Source organism: Algimonas porphyrae (genome assembly GCF_041429795.1).
GTDB classification, from domain to species: domain Bacteria; phylum Pseudomonadota; class Alphaproteobacteria; order Caulobacterales; family Maricaulaceae; genus Litorimonas; species Litorimonas porphyrae.
The window spans coordinates 2,904,180-2,922,619 of record NZ_CP163424.1 but is presented as its reverse complement, the minus strand read 5'-3'; the positions used below and the strand labels follow the sequence as shown (position 1 = coordinate 2,922,619).

General features: G+C 56.3%; 15 protein-coding genes. 8 read left to right on the top strand and 7 right to left on the bottom strand.

Annotated elements, in window-relative coordinates; genetic code table 11:
- Positions 1 to 8: 8 nt before the first annotated feature.
- A complete protein-coding gene (gene purE, locus AB6B39_RS14185) occupies positions 9 to 533 on the bottom strand; it encodes a 5-(carboxyamino)imidazole ribonucleotide mutase (RefSeq protein ID WP_284372638.1) in 525 nt (174 codons plus the stop codon).
- Between the two features lie 266 nt (positions 534 to 799).
- Here purE and AB6B39_RS14180 point away from each other — a divergent pair, with 266 nt between their 5' ends.
- The gene (locus AB6B39_RS14180) at positions 800 to 1,456 is read left to right on the top strand and encodes a GGDEF domain-containing protein (protein ID WP_284372640.1); all 657 of its coding nucleotides are present in this window, start codon (positions 800 to 802) and stop codon (positions 1,454 to 1,456) included.
- A gap of 12 nt (positions 1,457 to 1,468) precedes the next feature.
- Here the strand turns inward: AB6B39_RS14180 and AB6B39_RS14175 are convergent, their stop codons facing one another.
- Positions 1,469 to 1,741, bottom strand: a complete 273-nt coding sequence (locus AB6B39_RS14175; protein ID WP_284372642.1) for a YdcH family protein — start codon at positions 1,739 to 1,741, stop codon at positions 1,469 to 1,471.
- Positions 1,742 to 1,775: 34 nt separating this feature from the next.
- Here AB6B39_RS14175 and AB6B39_RS14170 point away from each other — a divergent pair, with 34 nt between their 5' ends.
- The 5 genes from AB6B39_RS14170 (at position 1,776) to AB6B39_RS14150 (ending at position 10,528) form a co-directional block, all read left to right on the top strand.
- Positions 1,776 to 1,988, top strand: a complete 213-nt coding sequence (locus AB6B39_RS14170; RefSeq protein ID WP_371398639.1) for a YdcH family protein — start codon at positions 1,776 to 1,778, stop codon at positions 1,986 to 1,988.
- A 324-nt stretch (positions 1,989 to 2,312) separates the two neighbouring features.
- Positions 2,313 to 2,876, top strand: a complete 564-nt coding sequence (locus AB6B39_RS14165) for a tetratricopeptide repeat protein (protein ID WP_284372646.1) — start codon at positions 2,313 to 2,315, stop codon at positions 2,874 to 2,876.
- 262 nt (positions 2,877 to 3,138) lie between these two features.
- Positions 3,139 to 5,919, top strand: a complete 2,781-nt coding sequence (locus AB6B39_RS14160) for a hypothetical protein (RefSeq protein ID WP_284372648.1) — start codon at positions 3,139 to 3,141, stop codon at positions 5,917 to 5,919.
- A gap of 141 nt (positions 5,920 to 6,060) precedes the next feature.
- Positions 6,061 to 8,688: a TonB-dependent receptor domain-containing protein gene (locus tag AB6B39_RS14155; RefSeq protein WP_284372650.1), complete on the top strand. Its 2,628-nt coding sequence runs from the start codon at positions 6,061 to 6,063 to the stop codon at positions 8,686 to 8,688.
- Between the two features lie 439 nt (positions 8,689 to 9,127).
- Positions 9,128 to 10,528 carry a PepSY-associated TM helix domain-containing protein gene (locus AB6B39_RS14150; protein ID WP_284372652.1) on the top strand — a complete coding sequence of 467 codons (1,401 nt, stop codon included), beginning with the start codon at positions 9,128 to 9,130 and terminating at the stop codon, positions 10,526 to 10,528.
- Here AB6B39_RS14150 and AB6B39_RS14145 read toward each other — a convergent pair.
- From AB6B39_RS14145 to AB6B39_RS14135, 3 genes are read right to left on the bottom strand one after another with little or no spacing between them, the layout of a single operon-like run.
- On the bottom strand, positions 10,500 to 11,660 hold the full coding sequence (locus tag AB6B39_RS14145; protein WP_371398638.1) for a carbohydrate porin: 1,161 nt from the start codon (positions 11,658 to 11,660) through the stop codon (positions 10,500 to 10,502). The two genes, AB6B39_RS14150 and AB6B39_RS14145, sit on opposite strands and share 29 nt — an antisense overlap.
- 57 nt (positions 11,661 to 11,717) lie before the next feature.
- On the bottom strand, positions 11,718 to 12,197 hold the full coding sequence (locus AB6B39_RS14140; protein WP_284372656.1) for a MaoC family dehydratase: 480 nt from the start codon (positions 12,195 to 12,197) through the stop codon (positions 11,718 to 11,720).
- Complete coding sequence (locus tag AB6B39_RS14135) at positions 12,190 to 13,728, bottom strand: class I adenylate-forming enzyme family protein (RefSeq protein WP_371398637.1); 1,539 nt, start codon at positions 13,726 to 13,728, stop codon at positions 12,190 to 12,192. Before AB6B39_RS14135 ends, AB6B39_RS14140 begins: the two co-directional genes overlap by 8 nt.
- 111 nt (positions 13,729 to 13,839) lie before the next feature.
- On the opposite strand from AB6B39_RS14135, the gene AB6B39_RS14130 reads away from it, so the two are divergent.
- Together AB6B39_RS14130 and AB6B39_RS14125 are read left to right on the top strand one after the other, a co-directional pair.
- Complete coding sequence (locus tag AB6B39_RS14130) at positions 13,840 to 15,798, top strand: serine hydrolase domain-containing protein (protein WP_371398636.1); 1,959 nt, start codon at positions 13,840 to 13,842, stop codon at positions 15,796 to 15,798.
- Between the two features lie 227 nt (positions 15,799 to 16,025).
- Entirely contained in the window at positions 16,026 to 16,658 is a 633-nt protein-coding gene (locus tag AB6B39_RS14125; RefSeq protein WP_284372663.1) for a TetR/AcrR family transcriptional regulator, read from the top strand.
- 11 nt (positions 16,659 to 16,669) lie between these two features.
- On the opposite strand, the gene AB6B39_RS14120 is transcribed toward AB6B39_RS14125, so the two are convergent.
- Both AB6B39_RS14120 and AB6B39_RS14115 read right to left on the bottom strand, forming a co-directional pair.
- On the bottom strand, positions 16,670 to 17,236 hold the full coding sequence (locus AB6B39_RS14120; RefSeq protein WP_284372665.1) for a hypothetical protein: 567 nt from the start codon (positions 17,234 to 17,236) through the stop codon (positions 16,670 to 16,672).
- A 166-nt stretch (positions 17,237 to 17,402) separates the two neighbouring features.
- Positions 17,403 to 18,407 carry a porin gene (locus AB6B39_RS14115; RefSeq protein ID WP_371398635.1) on the bottom strand — a complete coding sequence of 335 codons (1,005 nt, stop codon included), beginning with the start codon at positions 18,405 to 18,407 and terminating at the stop codon, positions 17,403 to 17,405.
- Between the last annotated feature and the right edge of the window lie 33 nt (positions 18,408 to 18,440).

Sequence of the window (18,440 nt, the reverse complement as noted above, 5' to 3'; positions counted from 1 at the left end):
TCTGCTGTCTAGCCGCGGGGATCCGTGCCGATACTGTCGGTCTGCCGCGCGCGCCAGTCATCCAGCCGCGCCGCCAGCCTATCGTCGGACGTGGCCAGCATGGCGGCTGCCAGCAGGCCTGCATTCTTCGCGCCGGACTTGCCAATTGCGAGCGTACCGACGGGCACGCCGCCAGGCATCTGCGCGATCGACAACAGGCTGTCCATTCCGGACAATGCCTTGGACTCTACCGGGACGCCCAGTACGGGCAGGCGGGTCATGGACGCGCACATGCCGGGCAAATGCGCCGCGCCGCCCGCGCCGGCAATGACAACCTTGAAACCGCGTTCGGCAGCGGCGGTGGAAAAATCATAGAGTCGCTGCGGCGTGCGGTGGGCCGAAATCACGGTCGCCTCATAGGCAATGCCGAGTTCGTCCAGGATCATGGCCGCATGTTCCATGGTCGGCCAGTCACTGGTCGAGCCCATGATGATGGCGACCGGAGGTGTTGCCGAAGAAGGAACAGCCGAAGGAGAAACAGATGGGGTGCTCATGAGGGGGAGACTCGCTTCCGCCGCTGGAAAGCGCCCAACCATAGCGATTGCCGCAACAAGGTCAATCGAGACCGCGTCGGCCCCCGCGTCCGTCAGGTTGGTCACGCCTTTCAAAGGAGCGATCGTGAAAATCCGCCTCGTCTTAGCTGGCCATTAACCGGCGCTGGGGCAGTGTGCGCTGACGATCATGGGGCAGATCGTCGGGGCAGGTCATGGGGGTCTGCTGCGGCTTTGCCCGTAAAGACACAGCACAGGACCGCGCGCGCTTGACCGTTTCCACGCCGATATCGACATTGCTGCAGACGGCGGCGGACCCGGTCGCAGAGCAGCTGGGTGTGACGGATGCCGAGCTGGTCGAGCGCAACCGTGTGCTGAACGAGGAAGTGACGCGTTTGCGGCTGCGTGTCCTCGAACTGGAAAGTATGGCGGACATGGATCCGCTGCTGCCGCTCTATAATCGCCGGGCCTTCATGCGTGAAGTCGAGCGTGCCCAGTCCGTGCTGGACCGCTATGACCTCATGTCTTCGATCATCTTTTTTGATCTGGACGGATTCAAGGCGATTAACGACCGCTATGGCCACGGGATCGGCGACAAGCTGCTGGAGCGTGTGGCCGACACGCTGCTATCCGGTGTTCGCCAGTGCGATATGGTAGCGCGTCTGGGGGGCGATGAATTCGGCGTTCTGCTGTTCAAGTCGGACGCGGCCATTGCGGAGGCCAAGGCGGGTGTGCTGAGCTGCCGGATCGGAGAGCAGTCGATCGTACATCCAGACGGTTTGATCTCAATCGGTGCGAGCTGGGGCGTGGCACCGTGCGAGATCGCACAGACTCCGGAACAGATTCTTGATCGGGCCGACCGGGCCATGTATCTGTGCAAGCGAACACAATCGATCGATACGACCACGGTCGTCGAGCCGCGTTAGCGGCGTTGGTCTTCAGGCAATAATGTCGGGCGTCAGCTGGTTTTCCAGATAGGCGATCTGGTCCTTGATCGACAGCTTGATCTTTTTCATCCGCCGAACCTTCAGCATGTCGGCGACACCCGTTTCGATCAGGGCGTTGATCTCCTGATCAATGCGGCGATGCTCCAGACGCAGCTGCTCTAGCAGCGTCTGCGCTTCCTGCCGTTCGGCATCCGGATTCGCCATGTCCGCCACATCTGGCAGGCTGTCTGCGCTGGAATCGTCTGAGTCTTGACCATCGTTCATGGTCGGAGTGTAGCGGCAGATAAAGGCTTGTGCTATGGGACATTTCCAATCGCCCATAATGGAGGTCTTCATGGCGCTATCGGCTCATCTGGAAAAACTGCAATCCCGTCATGGTGAGATTGAAGATCAGATCGCCCGAGAGCTCCGAAGTCCCTCCCCTGACCATGTCCGGATCTCGCAGCTCAAGCGTCAGAAGCTGCAGATCAAGGACACAATGTCCCAGAAGGGTAGCAGCGCCGAGGGCTGATCTCGCTCCGTCTGTTCTGCCCGCCGGACTCGTTCCAGTCCGCGCGATGGCCGCGCGATCCAAAAACCGGCTACGCTAAGAAACTCCGAATTCGTCACGCTTGGCGATAGCCACGGCGATGCTTTGCCATGCGACCGAATATCTGCCGTTAACCCAACTATAACGTGTCTGTGACGATATGTGTCACATAAGTGTCATTGAATTATTGACATTCATGTGACGGCTGTGTCACATAATGGTCACAGAAATGAAAAACATGCTCCGTGAAGCCGATAGCCGCATGTTCCAAATTAGAATTATTCGGCCTGAAATTTGGAGGCGCACATGAAAGCGTTTTTTCTAGCAGCCGGACTGGCACTGGCCACGGCGACAACAGCAGCAGCTGTCGAGACCTTTCCGGACTCCGGGATCGCATACGGCTTGAGTACAGGCACAGCGACATCGCAGGGTCTCTTAAGCGATTGCATGAGCGAAGACAGCAGTTCGCGCGCAATCCGCGCCTGCACGAAGGTTCTTCGCGCTGCCGGCCCTGACGAAACAATTCGCGCTCATATCCTGTCGCGTCGCGGTCTGCATAAAATGGCGCTCGGGCGCTTCGATGACGCGGCGACGGATTTTACACGCGCTGGGGATCTTGCCGATCATGAAGGCCTGGCGACGCTGGGGCAGGGCTTTGCCGCCATGCTGGACAATGACCTGATGGCTGCTCGTGGCCACTTCGAAGATTGCAGCAATCGCGGTTCGGTTGCGCCGCTCGCCGAATATGGTCTGGGTCTGACGTACCAGATGGCCGGCGATACGGTGAAGGCGCGGCAGGCCTATCAGCGCGCGCTGGACCTGCGGCCCGGATGGGACGCTGTTGCGGTCCAGATGGAGACCCTCGACTGACCTATTCAGTCGGTCCGAGAACGGATCTTCGCATCGCCAGAAACTGACGACCCGCCTCCTGCAGGCGGGTTTTCTTTTGCAACAAGCGCTTAGCCGGGTTGTCCACATCCTCCGTCATTGAAGCTTCATGGTCCTTTCACTGAAGCGACATGCAATTATTGTCCTCTCGTCACATTTCGGTGGTGTGGCCCTTCACAGATTGCGAGGGTCCGACGAACGATTCCTCGCGCGCGATTTTTTCGATCCTCGTGAGGCAAAATTCATGTCAAACCAGTCCTTGAAGCTGGCCCTGCTCGCAACGGCTGCCGGTCTTGTCCTCTCCGCCTGTGGCGGCTCCACATCATCGCCCGGAAGCGCCGGGCCGATCACGCTTGGCGGCGGTGGTGGCGGTGGCGGCACACCGCCTGTGTCACAGAACTTCGTCGATCTGGTTCCTGGCGATGACTGCCAGACAGGGACGGTCCGCAGTACGCTCGACCTCACGGACGGGCAAAGCAACATTGTCGGACAGGTCGAAGCGTGTACGATTTCAGGGACGATTTCCGCCAATCTGACGCTTGAGGCCAAAAATGGCTACGCACTGTCAGGTCCGGTCTTCGTCGGCGAAGACGGTGTGGCCAATGTCTCGCTGACTATTCCTGCGGGCACGACAATCTTCGGTGAGACGGGTCAGGACTATCTGGTCGTCTCGCGTGGGTCCCGCCTGAACGCGACCGGCACAGCCGCAGAGCCGATCATCATGACATCGATCGAAGACGTTCTTGGAACGGTCGATCCGATCAATGATCGCGGCCTCTGGGGGGGACTGGTCATCAATGGCGATGCGCCGATCAACCGCTGCATCGACGCGACCGTCACGCCGGGTACGGCAGGCTGCGAACGGTCCGGTGAAGGGTCCTCGGGTCTTTATGGTGGCGGCAACACGGCACACAATGCCGGGACGCTGGAATATATTCAGGTCAAGTATGCGGGTAATCTGATCAATAATGACGACGAGCTGAATGGCATCGCCTTCCAGGGCGTCGGGTCCGGCACGACCTGCAACCATATTCAGGTTCATAATAATGCGGATGACGGCGTCGAGTTTTTCGGCGGCAATGTCACCTGTACGCACCTCGTTTTGACAGGGAATGGCGATGACTCGCTCGATTGGACGGATGGCTGGCAGGGTGGCGCGCAACGCGTTCTGATCCAGCATGCAGGCGGTGCCGGCGATCAGGGGATCGAAGCCGATAACCGCTCGGGCAATAATGGCGCCACGCCTTTCTCTGACCCGACCATCTCGAACTTCACCTTCGTCGGTCAGGACGGCGATATCGGCATTCTCGTTCGCGAAGGCACGCGCGGACGCATCGTCAATGGCGTCATCGTCAATTTCCCGGATGCCGGTATCGATGTCGATAATGATCTGACGCTCCAGCATCTGCAAAGCGGCGAGCTCTCCTTCGCATCGATCCTGCTCGACAATTCCGTCAATGTGCTGAGCGGTGATTCCGGTGAAACGGTCGATACGAATGCGATCATTACCAACAGCCCGAATATCGCACTAGGCAACAACTCGCTGAGCGATGGCTATTTCCCCGGCAATCGTGAAAACGTCATTCCAGCCGTCGATGTGTCCATGGTCGCAGGCTTCGACAATCTGAATTTTATCGGTGCGTTCTCGCCGACCGAGACTGAGGACAGCAACTGGGCACAGGGCTGGACATTCGGCCTGTTCGAATCCCCCACCGAATGTCCTACGGGCACGCTCAGCACAGGTGACGTGGTCGGCGGTAAGTCGATCTGCTCCCTGTCCGGGACGATCACGGACAATGTCCGGCTGAACAATAATTTCGCCTATGAACTGCAAGGGGCCGTCTTCATCGGGATCGATGCAGGCTCTGATCCGGCGGCTCCGGCTGCAGGTGCCGATACGGCGATCCTGACGATCGATGCGGGGACGACCCTCTACGGCGCTCAGGGCGAGGATTACCTCGTCATCTCGCGCGGTAGCCAGATCCGCGCCAACGGGACGGCCACGGCTCCTGTCGTCATGACGTCGCGTGCCGAAGTGTTCGGAACCGCCGATCTGGCCAATGACCGGGGCAAATGGGGCGGTCTGGTGATCAATGGCCGTGGGCCCATCAACCGCTGTATCGACGGCACAGTGACGCCGGGCACGACTGGCTGCGAACGCTCCGGCGAAGGCTCTTCCGGTCTCTATGGTGGCGGGACAGCCGATGATAATTCCGGCAACCTGTTCTACACGCGCGTCTCTTTTGCCGGTAATCTGATCAATAATGACGACGAGCTGAACGGCATTGCCTTCCAGGGAGTCGGCTCGGGCACGCAGGTCGACTTCGTTCAGGTTCACAACAATGTGGATGACGGTGTCGAGTTTTTCGGTGGTTCGGTCAATGTCAAGCACCTCGTCCTGACAGGTATCGGTGATGACTCGCTCGACTGGACGGATGGCTGGGACGGAAAAGTCCAATATGTCATCATCGATCAGGCTGACGGTATCGGCGATCAGGGTATCGAGGCCGATAACCGTTCCGGCAACAACGATGTCACGCCGCGTTCCAACCCAACCTTGTCAAACCTGACATTCGTCGGCGGAACCGGTACCGATATTGGTGTCCTGCTGCGCGAAGGTACGGCGGGCGATCTCTATAATGGCATCATCACCAATTTCGACGAAGCCGGCTTTGATATCGACAATGCTGCAACGATCACACAGGCGACGACGGGTAATATCGCGCTGAACTCCATGCTGATTTCGGGCAATGCCGAGGATCTGCGCAGTGACGGTGACACAACCGCCCCGCAGCTGGCCGCTCTGGCCAATGGCTCGAACAATCAGCTAGGTGGCAATGTGACCGACTTCGCAGCCCGTCCGGTTGGCGGAGATCGTTACGCACCGGGTACGGCAGAGGCCGCCGTCACAGCGACAAACGTCAATGCTGTCGACAGCTTCTTTGACGTCGTCGACTATATCGGTGCCGTCGAGGATGCGAATGACGACTGGTATCAGGGCTGGACCCTGCTGGTCGACCAATAAGCCCTTCAGGACATTTGCGGGACGACGGATCGTGTTTCGCAAATGTCGGGCTGGCGTCCTCTGCGTGTCGCCAGCCAATTCGTGAATGACGCAGCCGACCCGATGGGTCGGCATAAAATTTGACAGGGACGGATCATCGCCGTGACGAAAGCTCAAAACAAATTTCTGGCTCTGCTTCTGCTGGGCTCCGCGCTGAGTGTGCCGGAACTGGCGACGGCGCAGGATGCCGCCGCCGACCCGACGCCGACCAGTGACGAAGTCATTGCGACCGGTGTCTTCATCCCGAACGAAAAACGCATCACATCGGAAATCACCTCCGTCCTGGACGAGGAAGTCTTCGCCCAAATCGGGGCCGGCGATATCGCCTCGGCATTGACGCGCGTGACGGGTCTGTCACTGAACCGCGGCAAGTTCGTGATCGCGCGCGGTCTTAACGAACGCTACGCCAACGCGACGCTGAACGGCTCGCCCCTGCCGTCGCCCGAGCCCTTGCGGCGTGTCGCACCACTCGATCTGTTTCCGACATCGGTCTTGTCAGACGCCGTCGTCAGCAAGACATTCGATCCGGAATTTTCGGGGGAATTTGGCGGTGCGGCCATTGCGCTCAGCACCAAGGCGCTGCCTGATGAGCGGTTCCTCGAATTGACCGTGTCAGCCTCTGCTAATACGGAAACCAGCCTGCGCAAAGGCTTCCTCTATGGCGGGTCTGACACGGACTGGCTGGGTTTTGACGACGGTCTGCGCGACTTGCCGGCCCTCGACGCTGCCGGCATTCCGACCGCCAATCTGGAAAGCTTCTCGACGCTGATTGTCGATAATGAAGACAATATTCCCTTCAATGGGGGTTTCCGGGTTTCAGCGGGGGATCGCTACGATCTTGACGGCGGGCAATCCATCGGTGTTCTCGCAACTCTTGGTTATGACAATAGTTGGGAGACGCGGCGCGCAACCGACAATACCGCGGTGATCGGGGCGAACGATACGCTCGAAGTGCGCAACCAGTTTGTCCGGACCTCGACCGAGAATTCGATCGCCCTGAACGGCCTTCTAACGGTCGGCGTGGAATTTGATCCTGACAATACGGTCGAAGTCGTCGGTCTGATGACCCGTCAATCCTCTGCCGAAGCGCGTGTCGTCGCCGGTCTGAATCGCGATGGTGACCCGGTGCGGAACGATTTCACTGAGTGGTTCGAGCGCGAAGTCTATCTCGGTCAGGTTTTCGGCGAGCACTTCCTCTCGGGCTTCAACGACGCGCAGATCAGCTGGCGCGCCATGTACGCCCAAGCCGGTCGGGAAGCGCCATATGAGCGCTTCGTCGGCTATATTGACGAACCCGGCGACGCAGACGGGTTCGTTTTCGAAGTAGCCCGCTTCGGACAGAGCAATAACCGGACGAACTTCTCGCAGCTGGACGATGAAACAATCGATGCCGGGCTTGATTTCGAAATCCCCTTCGATCTGACGGACCGCGAAGTGACGCTGAAGCTGGGCGGGGCCTATCTCGACAAGAGCCGGGACACCGAAGAAATCAGCTATTTCTACGAACCCGGTCAGGCCTCCAACCGAGCAGACCTTCTCCTGTTCCGGACCGCGCGGATCGATCAGCTATTCTCTGACACGCTTTTCGATGCCAATTTCACGACGATCAGTTCGGCGGGCTCGGTCGGCTTCCCGCGTGTCTCCGATACGGGTCTGGAAGTGATGGCGGGTTACGCCTCGCTGGAAAGCGAAATTACGCGGGATCTGCGCGTGTCCGCCGGTTTCCGTTATGAGGATTCTACACAGACCACCCTCGTTCGTCAGACGCCATTTTCAACTCAGGAATTCCGCTTTGACGATCTGGAAGACAGCTACGCGCTTCCGGCGGCGACGCTGACTTACACATTCGGTGACTGGCAGATGCGCTTGGCCGCATCCAAGACCATCAACCGGCCGCAATTCCGTGAACTAACTCCGAGCGAGTTTCGCAATACGGAAACCGAAGACATCTTTATCGGCAATCCGTTCCTGCAAAACTCCGAAGCGATTAACCTGGACGGTCGTCTGGAATATTATTTCGGTGCCAACCAGTTCATCACGATCGGTGGATTCTACAAGGATCTGACAAACCCGATCGAGGAATTCGTCTTCGATGAAGCCGACGGCAACATCACGACCAGCTTCCTCAACGCGCCGAGCGCCGAAGTGTTCGGTCTTGAGTTGGAGTTCGAAAAGACTTTCGCCATTCCGGCAAATATTCCTTTGTTCGAAAACCTCATGGGCGGGCAGGATTTTGTGGTCCGGTCGAACTATACCTATGTCGATAGCTCTGTGTCCGCTGACGGAACTGTGAATATCCTGTCCAATTCCGCTGCCAATCTTTCGCAGATTTCGGCGCCGAATGTGGTCAATGCCGCCGGTCTCTACACGGATGGCCGTCGCCTCCAGGGGCAGTCTGATCACCTCGCAAATGTTCAGATCGGGGTCAAGAATGTGGATGCGGGCTGGGATGCCTTCCTGCTGCTGAACTATAGCAGCGATCGCATCCGCGTCGTCGAGTCGCTATCGGACCGCGCCCCGGCTGTGATCGAGCAGCTTCCGCTCAGCCTCGACCTTGTCGTCAATGTGCCGTTTGACATGGGGGGCGGCGATTACGAATTCGGCTTCAAGGTCCAGAACATTCTGGACGATGACTATAAAGCCACGCAGGAAGCCGGCGGCACGGAAATCGTTATTGATGGCTACGATATCGGAACCACCTTCTCAGCCAGCCTGAAACGCCGCTTCTAACACGCATACAAAGCCTCATCGAACCCACCCATCAGGGCGGGTTTTTGTCTGGAGGAGACTCAGACCATCAGATCAGCGTGCGAATGACAGCGTGATATTCGATCGAAAAAAGGAAAATGGTGCGGCCGAGAAGACCAGCATGAACCCTTGATTTCTTTTAGATACAATGACTTAGGGGGTCAGTCAACGAAATTTGTAGGTCAAAATGTGGGCAATTTGTAGGTCATAATCGTATCCTGACCGATACTGACGTGACGTGGTCTGATCCTAATGCTGAACGCGGACGATCCATGCCAGGAGCCTCAATAATCTAAAAGAGCATCTCTCAAAGGGAGACACTTTTCGGGCCAAGAGGCGCGTTTCTTTGGGCTATATCGATTGCAAGCTTAGAAAGCCTCACTCATAATAGAACTGTATTCTATTATGAGTGAGGGCACGTATGTCATTCAAGCATCGGCTTCGAACCTTTCATGTCGTCTTAGGCGGATGGTTATCCCTAATTCTGTTTTTTGTTGTTTGCGCTGGTGTGGCATCGGTATTCGAAGATGACTTATATGTATGGGAACGACCAACCCACAGAGTTGACTATGTTCAGCCGGTAACGGCGTCAGTTTTGCTGTCGGTCATGATGGGTGATGACAAAGAAGAGGCTCTTTTCATTCCACCTCGCACGGACCGACCTGTATGGACCGTCAGGGTTGGTGACGGTGAAGCGCAATATGTCTCCCCTTCAGGACGATTGCTTCCGTCCTACCCGACTGTTGGGCCGGTTCGTTATATCAGAAATCTGCATACTGATTTGGGGCTGTCCGGTGATCTTGGGCGGATATTACTGGGATTGATCGGTTTGCTAGCGGTCCTGCTGCTAATTGTCGGGAGTTTGCTGCCCAAGGTTTGGTCCAGGGTTCGGCGTGACAGCAAGAAACGACCTGCAAAATATCGAAGATGGGATCTGCATCGCCGTCTTGGTCGCATTGTGTTTCTTCCGGCCATATTCGTGATTGGTACCGGTACGATTATGGTGCTCGAACAGGTTCGCGAGGCATTATCGGCGTCAGCGCCTGTATCGCACTCCAGTTTGCAAGCGCCAGAATTCATGAGCCCTGGCCTCGATGCAGCACTGCGAGATGCCTCCGAATTAGTTGGCCCTGGAATTGTACGATCTGTCCGGGTCAAACCGGACTCAGATACGTCGGTACTGGCCATCGTCGAATATAGAGAGAAGGCAGGCCCCCTGCGTCGGGATATCGAAATCGTCTACGATATAGTGCTTGGAAAACGCATCAGTGTGTATGGTGGCGGTGGGGATATGTTGACACGTATGGCTGTAGCCTCCGCCCCGCTACATTATGGTCAATCCTATGGCTTCATAACAAAGCTGCCGACCCTCGGGGTCGGCCTGTTGCTCGCCTGTCTGTGCGCATTGGGAGCTGTGATGAGCTTTGAGCGATATTGGCCGGATAGGGGACGACGCTTTGCGCTTGCATTCTTGATCGCCACTCCCGCTGCAATGGTTTCGCTTCTGGTTCTGGCTCCTTTTCTGATGGAAGCCTCTTTGAGCGAGGGGGCCTATCCGTGGCTTTTTCTCTTCATGAGCGCCGTTACGGGAGGTGTGGCATGGTGTTCACGCCGGCTTGCGCTCATTTCGCTAGCGACGCTGATTGTAGGAGCGACCGCAGCCGAGATGCTTCTCCATCCCGGCCTCCGCATAGTTTGGCCAGCCAACCTTGCATTCGGTCTTACAGGCTTGGGCCTTCTGTGTCTGGCACTACGGTATAAAACAGCTTACCTTGGCCGACTAACTTGGCAGGCTAAAATGGAAAATCGGCGCCTATTCTGAAGCCGAATACCAGAGCATTATCAATGTTATCTGTGGCTCCCGGATCGATAGTATATTGAATATCGGGCTGTAGAACGAAGTTGTCGGATAAGGCGAAAGCGTAAGTCAGTTCGATGTTCGTTTCGGCCGTTGCGGAACTGGCCAGGCCGTTAAAGCCGGTCGCAATCGCTCGCGCCGCGCGTTCAGGCTCTCCTAACCCGGCCCTTGCAACGGCAAGTCCCATTTGATCATTGGGGCGATGATGGGAAAATGGCGCGTCTAGCACCATGCCGGTGCTGAGAAAGGTCTCATAAACATTGACTTGTCTATCTGCGAGGCCAACCCGCGCAAAGGTAGAAAGGGACCGCCCGTCTCTAAGTGTCCAACTATATTCGCCCCGTACATAGAAGCCACTATTGGAACCGAAGTCAGGTGGGGCTTGCGGTGTTTGCGCAATTTTCTCGAAGTCTCCCGTGAAGCTCCAGGCTCCGGCAAAGACACGCCAGTTATCGGCATAACGTTCTATTTCACCGATGATGAACATGCCGTCTTCAGCGTTTAAATCGACACCGAAATCGTCCGAGTCATCTGGGTCACCAGCCGCTCCGTCCAGTACGGCCACGCGAAGGGCAGTGCCGTCGTGCCGGAAGGCGGCACGGGCGCCAAAAGACAGAAACGGATAGATCGAAGGGCCGGTACGCCCAGCTTGCACAAGGTCGAAACCGGTCCCATACGTTCCGTTTAGAAAGAGACTCGAAAACTCGAGCGCGTCAAATTCGCTACCGACATCGTAAAGACCAATTTTCAGGGATACTTTTTCACTGCCGATTTCCGCCCAGGCCTCATATAATCGGGCAAGCGGTGTGCCGGACTCGATATTGCCGATCGTCTGATCATCGCCGACCAGATCGGTCGTGAAGTTCCCTCCATTAGCGTATATCGCGCTGGCATGGAGAAGCAGTGCAGGCGATAGCTCTACAGCATATCCACCATGGAATAGGTCGACATATCGATATCCGGTTTCAATTCCGCCATCGACATTGGCGAGAAGGTCGGCCGTGTAGGACAGGAAGCCGTTTTCATTGGCTAGACATGTCTGTGGAGCCAGTAAGGACCATAGTAAGCCTGTAGTGAGTAAGGTCGGTTTCAACATCCGGTTCTCGGTCTGTAACGATCCCGTCAATAAGATGCGGGTTGCAGAGAAGGGTCTCTACGGGACGATGAACAGCCAATCCGCGATCATGGCTGGGCGGTCCTCTTTTTGAATTTCCACTGTGCTGGAGACGGTCATGAGGACGCCGCGGCCAGGCTTTTCAGTCACTGACTTCAAGCTGAAAACGCCACGAATACTCTGTCCGGCTCTCACAGGCTGGATCATCCGCAATCGATCAAATCCGTAGTTGAGCGGCATGCCGATCTCGCCAATGGAAGAGTTCTCAGTCGCCATGGAGTTCACAAAAGCGGACCGCTGCAAATGGCTGAGCAGGCTGACGGTCAAGAATCCGTAAGCAATTGGTGCGCCGAACGGGCTATGCTTGGCGGCCCAGTCCGGGCTCTGGTGGTAAGGATCCGGGTCGAGTGTCAGGTTTCCGAAATTGGTGATCATATCTTGATCGACCAAGATCCAGTCGCTTGGAGAGAACGTGGTTCCGACGAGCGCCTGTAGTGTTTCCAGCTTGGTTTCAGCCATCTGAGAGCTTTCCTTCTTCCATGATTCTGAGTGCATTCTTGTCGACTTTGCCGCCAGCATTCCGCGGCAAGGAGTTGATGATCCGGACATCCGCAATGCGTTGTGTTTTGCCGAGCCTCTCGTTGACCCATTGTTTCAAAAGGCTCGGATCGCAATTTGAGCGCAAACCCGCATAAGCGACCGGCACCTCGCCCCAGCGCTGGTCCGGGCGGCCAATAACGGCGCATTCGAATATGGCTGGGTGCTGGCTCAAGGCAGTCTCGAGGTCAGGCGGGTAGATATTGTAACCGCCTGAAATCAGCATGTCCTTCTTGCGTCCGCAGATTGTCAGAAAGCCGTCCTTGTCAAAGGCCCCCAGATCCCCTGTGCGGATGAAATCGAGGCCGTCCGGAGATGTCCAGACAATGGCGCTCTGAGCATCCGCATCCGTATATCCGACCATCATGTTGGCATCGCGTCCGACAATTTCTCCTATCTCTCCAACCGGCAGTTCCGCGTCATCATCACCAATGATGCGCATATCCGTGCCTGGAAAAGGCCGGCCAACCGTGGAAAGCTTTTCGGGATTGTCGCGCAGCGAGAGGAGCGTGGTGGCGCCGCCTTCCGTTAAGCCGTAGACTTCGATAAAGGCTCCCGGCCAGCGGTCCATCAGATCGATTTTGGTCGCAACGCTCAGAGGAGCGCCGGTGCAAAGTGACAATTGTAACGATGAGAGGTCTGTGTTGTCGAACGAGTTGGACGCCAGAATCCGTTCATATTGCACGGGAACCATCAGCGTATGAGTTACGCCGTGCATTTCGACCAACTCGCAAAAACCGTCCGCAGAAAACCGCTCCATCAATATCACGGTCGATCCGTTGCCTAACGCGCCAACGAGGCCGACAATCGTCGTATCGGAGTCCAGCGGCGTGGACAGAATAGAGACCCGGCCGGGTCCCATTCCCATTATCCCGCCCGACAGAATTTGCGAGTTGCGCAACCCATGGCTTTGCAGAATGCCCTTCGGCTTGGAGGTAGTTCCGGAACTATAGGCGCAGTTGAAGAGCGTGTTGGCGTTGATCACCGGATTGGACTCAAAGGGCTCGGCTTTCATGGCCGAGATCGTTTCTCCCAGACTGTGAGTCTTGACGTCGTGGAGGTGGCCTAGGGCCTGCAGCCGATCTGAATCGCCCACCAGAACTGTGGCACCACTATCGGATAGCAGAACCTCAATTGTGGCATCGCTGGCATGATACGGCAGAAGCGTGACATAAGCCCCCACCTTCAAAATCCCGAGCATGGCACACAGGCCGTCCAGCGTGTTCGTACTGAGCAGCGCAACCGTTTCAGGGGGTGGGTCTTCAGAGAGTGAATGCGCCCATCCATCCATCCGTTTTTGCAAGTCTCGCCAGCTGAGCATTTCCTCAGGGCCGATCAGGGCTGGAGTGCCCGGCCGCGCTTTTGCAAAATCGTCAATGCGATCGGTTAGACTTGTAAAACCCTCTACCACGCTGACCGTTCCTCCCATCATTGACGCAGAGTTCGTTAGCATGTAATAGAATTGTATTCTAGTTTCTTTTGCTTGCGGATCATCGGGGGATATATGGCGCACTCAGAACAAGATGGACGCACTATCCGGAAACCGCTTCAGGCACTCATCATTATGGGATTGGCGCTTCTGGCGATGATAATCATTATCATGCTGACGGCTTTTTCGAGCGTGACGAAACCAAAGCCGCAATCACTTGATCTGAACAACTATGGAGAGGTTCAATCGCTGATCGATGATCTGGCGAACCAGGATAAGGGGGCCGCGCCTTATGTCGGTGCCTCGATTGCCGTCATGAAGGACGGGGAACTCGTCAGCCTGTCCGGCTACGGAATGGACGCGCCGACTGGCGGCAGCCCGATCGATCCGAGGCAGACGCAATTCCGTCTGGGTTCGGTCAGCAAGTGGTTTACCGCGACGGCTCTGGCGCAGCTCGTCGATGAAGGACTTGTCGATCTGAATGCGCCGGCCAATCGCTACTTGACCCGGTTTCAACTGCCGACCGCCTATAATCGGGCGATCACGGTCTCGGACCTGCTCACACATCGGGGTGGACTGGAAAGCTTCGATGTCCACACATTCACAACCCGGAATTACGACATGCCTGTCGATGGCGATGAAATACGATCCTTCCTGCCGCGTCCGATCAGCCCGCCTGGACAGGAAAGCGTCTATTCCAACTTCGGCGTATCCACGTTGGGCGCAATCGTTGAAGACGTGAGCGGAATGACATTTGGCGACTATGTCGAACAGAATATCATGCAGCCGCTCGGAATGACGAATTCGGGATTGGACTTGCAGGACGGTGTCGCGCCACCGGATGGTTTGGCCAAACCGGCTATCCTGAGACAGGACGGGTCCTGGGAGACGATTCCCTACTTCCCGAAACACCCTTATTTCATTCCTTCAGGCGGGATTTACTCGACAGCTGAAGACATGACGAAATTCATGCGCGCGCACCTTGAGCGGGGCGAGACGGAATTTTCTCGGCAGTTATTGCAGCCAGAGACTTACACTCTGATGCACACGGCCATGGCATCTAACTATAATGCTCCAAACATCCCTAAATTTGGCTTTGTGATCTGGGTAGGTGATTATAGCGGGCATAAGACGCTGAGCCATTCCGGGAATGTGCAGACATTCCGAACCTTCATGCTTTTGGTGCCAGACGAAGATCTGGGTGTTTTCGTCACGGAAGTTGGTGACGTACCCTATTATGACCGGAAGGACCAATTCTGGAAGGTCTTCAATCAGGACGGTGTCGGCAGCGCTTGGTTGCCCTTTCGCATGGCATATACAATTGCCAGCTTTTATCTAGGACCGAGAGAGTTCGCTCCTACAGCCAACACGGATGTTAAAGCCGAAGCACTTAAACGTTTCGAAGGCACTTATTGGAACCGTCAGAGAGCCCATTCCACATTTGTGCAGATTTTTGGTTATGAGGGCGAAGCCAAAGTGAGGGTCGCCGACGACAGCTCGTTGACCATCCGTGGTCGCAAAGGGTTCAAGCCCGTCGGACCGAACATTTTCATGACACCTGATGGCAGCCGGACTGCTGCCTTCAAGGAAGTTGACGGGAAGATCGTCAGTTTCGTTGATGATTACCCCTCTGTTTGGGACCGAACAGAGGGTTTGCAATCGCCATCCGTACGGCAGGAACTGCATATTTTTGCGTCCTTCCTACTGCTGATGACAGCCGGGCTGGCATTTCTAAGCCGCAATGTTGCCTTCGCGCGTTTTCCGGTCCGCGCATTGGCGACCGCGGCAGGAGCCTTCGGCCTTTCGGTTTTTCTATGGCCCCTGCTCGTTCTGGAAATACAGACCCAACGTATCCTGCTGGAAGCAGACTGGGTGATGATGATGTGGGGTGTTCTCGGTAATCTGGCCTGGATTTGCGCTCTTGGTTTGATCTTGACGGCGGCTCTGTCTTTGCGCCGTATTCTCAGTGGGGGGGGCGAACGACCCGGCATATCCGTGGTATATCTGGGTGTTTTCGTCTGTCTTGCGGTTGTCGTGATTTATTCGACAATACTGTTAGGTTTCCTAGGCTTGGAAATACCGGGTCGTTTCTAGGCAATTGGACGCATCATTGGGCAGGCAGAGTCGCCTCGTCTTGCCTCATCAAGGGAGTTCCCATATGTGAGCGGCCTCACTAGCAGGCGTATATATATGATCGTTGTTTTCAGCTTCTTCCATACATTGGTGATCTGATGAGTGCTCCTCAGACCCAGGACAAACCGGTAAAGATAACCAAGGGGGAAAGGACGCGCAGACGCGTTAAGGAAGGTGTCCGCAACCTCTTGGCTGTCCGGGATTTCGACACGATTTCAATTGAAGATGTGGTGGAAGAGACCGAGATTACGGTCGGATCGATCTACTTCCATTTCAAGAGCAAAGACGGTCTGATGACCGCGATTGCGGAAGAGGATATTGAACAGTTCTTCGCCTATTTCGATAATATTGGAGACGAAGACCTGTTCTCTTCAGCCTTTTTGCTCGCTTGGCGGTCCGTTCAGCAATACATCAATCGCCGCGGCCACACGCAGTTGCTGCAATGGTACTTCAACATCAATCCGGATAGCGTGTCAGCATCCTGGCTGCCGCGGCAAAGCAAACTGGTCAAAGGATTTGCGAAGCTCATCGCGGCCAATAACGGCCGTGAGGCGCCAGACGAGGATGACATCATCCTCGCCGAACTCCTGTTCAACGGCATGGACGGTCTGTTGATCAGCCAGTCTCGCTTAATGACGAGTGACAAGCTGATCCGAGGTGAAAAGCCTCTTGATCTCGCCATTCGGCTGGCCAGGAGCTGGTACAGGGCCGCAGGCGGCCCGGATGCAGGCAAGCTCACGCCGGAGCAACGTCGCAGCGTCAAGCGGATCGTGAACTCAACCGAAATGCTGCAACGTCCGGTACGACTCCCACCTGTTTAGGACGTGCTGTTTTAATCCTGCAGCTTGAACAGAGACAGGTGGATGGCCTGGCCTGCCTCGTCGAGACCGATCCCACTTTCGATTGATGTGTCGTGATCATATTGGGTCGAAATTTCAAAATCCGGTCCGGTCGAGCAGGTCATGTCGTAGGCCCAGTTGTCTGCCTTGGTGATACGTTTGGACGTGCCAATGCACCGACCCTGACCATCGGCACTATCTAGGACGATCTCATAGTCATGGGGCGCGCCATTATGTGTACCGCGCCAGGCCATCCAGCCAGAAGAAAGCTGTGTGCCGCGTTCCAGTTCATACCGCATGGGTCTGTATCCAGCATTCAGAAATGCCGCCTGCGGATGCAGCCGGATCGCGTGGGTCTGGCCTGCCGGCGTGTAGATGATGGTGCAGGCCGCAGCCCCGGATTTGGCTTTGCAGCCAGACAGGGCGACGGTTTCGGCGTCCTGACCGCATGCATGTGTCTGGGCGCAGAAACTGTTCTTGATAACGCGTCCGTCTGCCGAGGCTGCGACATAGCCGGTCTCAGGCCAGCTGAGGTAGCGAAGATAATTCTGTGACGCCACGGGCGACAATTGAATGGGTATGTTCGTTGAGACTTCGTCGGTTGAACCTGGATCTGTTGCCAGTGCCGTTGTCGCCAAAGGTAACATCATCAAACTCAGGATAGAGAGTGTTAAACGGGTCTGTTGCATGGAATATCCTTTCAGGGACGGGTGGGTGATAACGAAGCTAGAATAGGGTGATCGCCATCTGCCATCGCAGACCGATCGACGTCTCGGAGGGGCCATAATCGGGGGCGTCATGCACGAGATTGAGCATGAGGCGATCCCGGCGTCCGAGATACCAGTTCAGGCCCAACGTATAGCTTGTCCGCGTTTCGAGGACCGGGACACGTAGGTGCGATTGGCTTATGCGCGCTGCGGCCTCGACTGCCCCAAAACGGCTAAGCGGTGTGATGCCGATCAGACGGCCTTCCATCATATCGCGTTGGTGCATTTCCCCCGTCAGGAACCAGGCGATCTTGATGTAGGCAGCATCCTGACGCGCAGACATGGTGCCATTCATATTGAAATTGCGTGCTGCATATTCGCCCGAAATCGACACCGGGCCCGTCTGTACAAAGGCTTCCACGCCTCGGTAACGGCTCTGATCGAAATAAAGTCCCGCTGGTACGGCGCGGCTCTCAAGGGGTGCGAGTTCTGCACCCAGAGCGCTGATGACGGGCTGGGCGAGACCCCTCTCCTCATGACCGTAGGAGGCGCCGAGAAACCACCCGCTATCGCCATTCATGTCGAAAATGTCAGTCCGCACGGCCAGACGTAGTGCTTTGTCATCGCCAAAGGCTGAGTTCGTACCGGGCTCTCCTGTCACGGATGTTTCGAAGCGGATGTAATCATCGGCCCAGCGCGCACCAAATCCGAGTGATCGACCAAAGGTCAGACTATTCAGAGAGGCACGTTCCAGAAAAGTCGCGGCGGAATCGCTCGTCTCGTCTTCGAATGAAAGGGGCGCTTCAATATGTCCTGCGAACAGGGACAGATGCGGTTGAGGTGTCCAGGCCAGAAATGCATTTTCCCAAACGATTTCCCCGCTGCCATACTCAAATCCTGCGGTTGCCGTGAATGAATTGGTGAGACGAGACGAAACGCCGATCCGAGCTCGGCGGATGTCTGTACGCGGCGCGTCTGACGGATTGTCGCCGTGGTAACCATCAAGCTGGAACAGCGTGTTCACACTCAATGGGTCCGCAGCCGCCGGCAACGCAGA

Bases quoted from the DNA above. Each gene is read 5' to 3' on its own strand.
- purE (WP_284372638.1), bottom strand. From the start codon at position 533: ATGAGCACCCCATCTGTTTCTCCTTCGGCTGTTCCTTCTTCGGCAACA.
- AB6B39_RS14175 (WP_284372642.1), bottom strand. From the start codon at position 1,741: ATGAACGATGGTCAAGACTCAGACGATTCCAGCGCAGACAGCCTGCCA.
- AB6B39_RS14170 (WP_371398639.1), top strand. From the start codon at position 1,776: ATGGGACATTTCCAATCGCCCATAATGGAGGTCTTCATGGCGCTATCG.
- AB6B39_RS14165 (WP_284372646.1), top strand. From the start codon at position 2,313: ATGAAAGCGTTTTTTCTAGCAGCCGGACTGGCACTGGCCACGGCGACA.
- AB6B39_RS14160 (WP_284372648.1), top strand. From the start codon at position 3,139: ATGTCAAACCAGTCCTTGAAGCTGGCCCTGCTCGCAACGGCTGCCGGT.
- AB6B39_RS14150 (WP_284372652.1), top strand. From the start codon at position 9,128: ATGTCATTCAAGCATCGGCTTCGAACCTTTCATGTCGTCTTAGGCGGA.
- AB6B39_RS14145 (WP_371398638.1), bottom strand. From the start codon at position 11,660: ATGTTGAAACCGACCTTACTCACTACAGGCTTACTATGGTCCTTACTG.
- AB6B39_RS14140 (WP_284372656.1), bottom strand. From the start codon at position 12,197: ATGGCTGAAACCAAGCTGGAAACACTACAGGCGCTCGTCGGAACCACG.
- AB6B39_RS14135 (WP_371398637.1), bottom strand. From the start codon at position 13,728: ATGCTAACGAACTCTGCGTCAATGATGGGAGGAACGGTCAGCGTGGTA.
- AB6B39_RS14130 (WP_371398636.1), top strand. From the start codon at position 13,840: ATGGGATTGGCGCTTCTGGCGATGATAATCATTATCATGCTGACGGCT.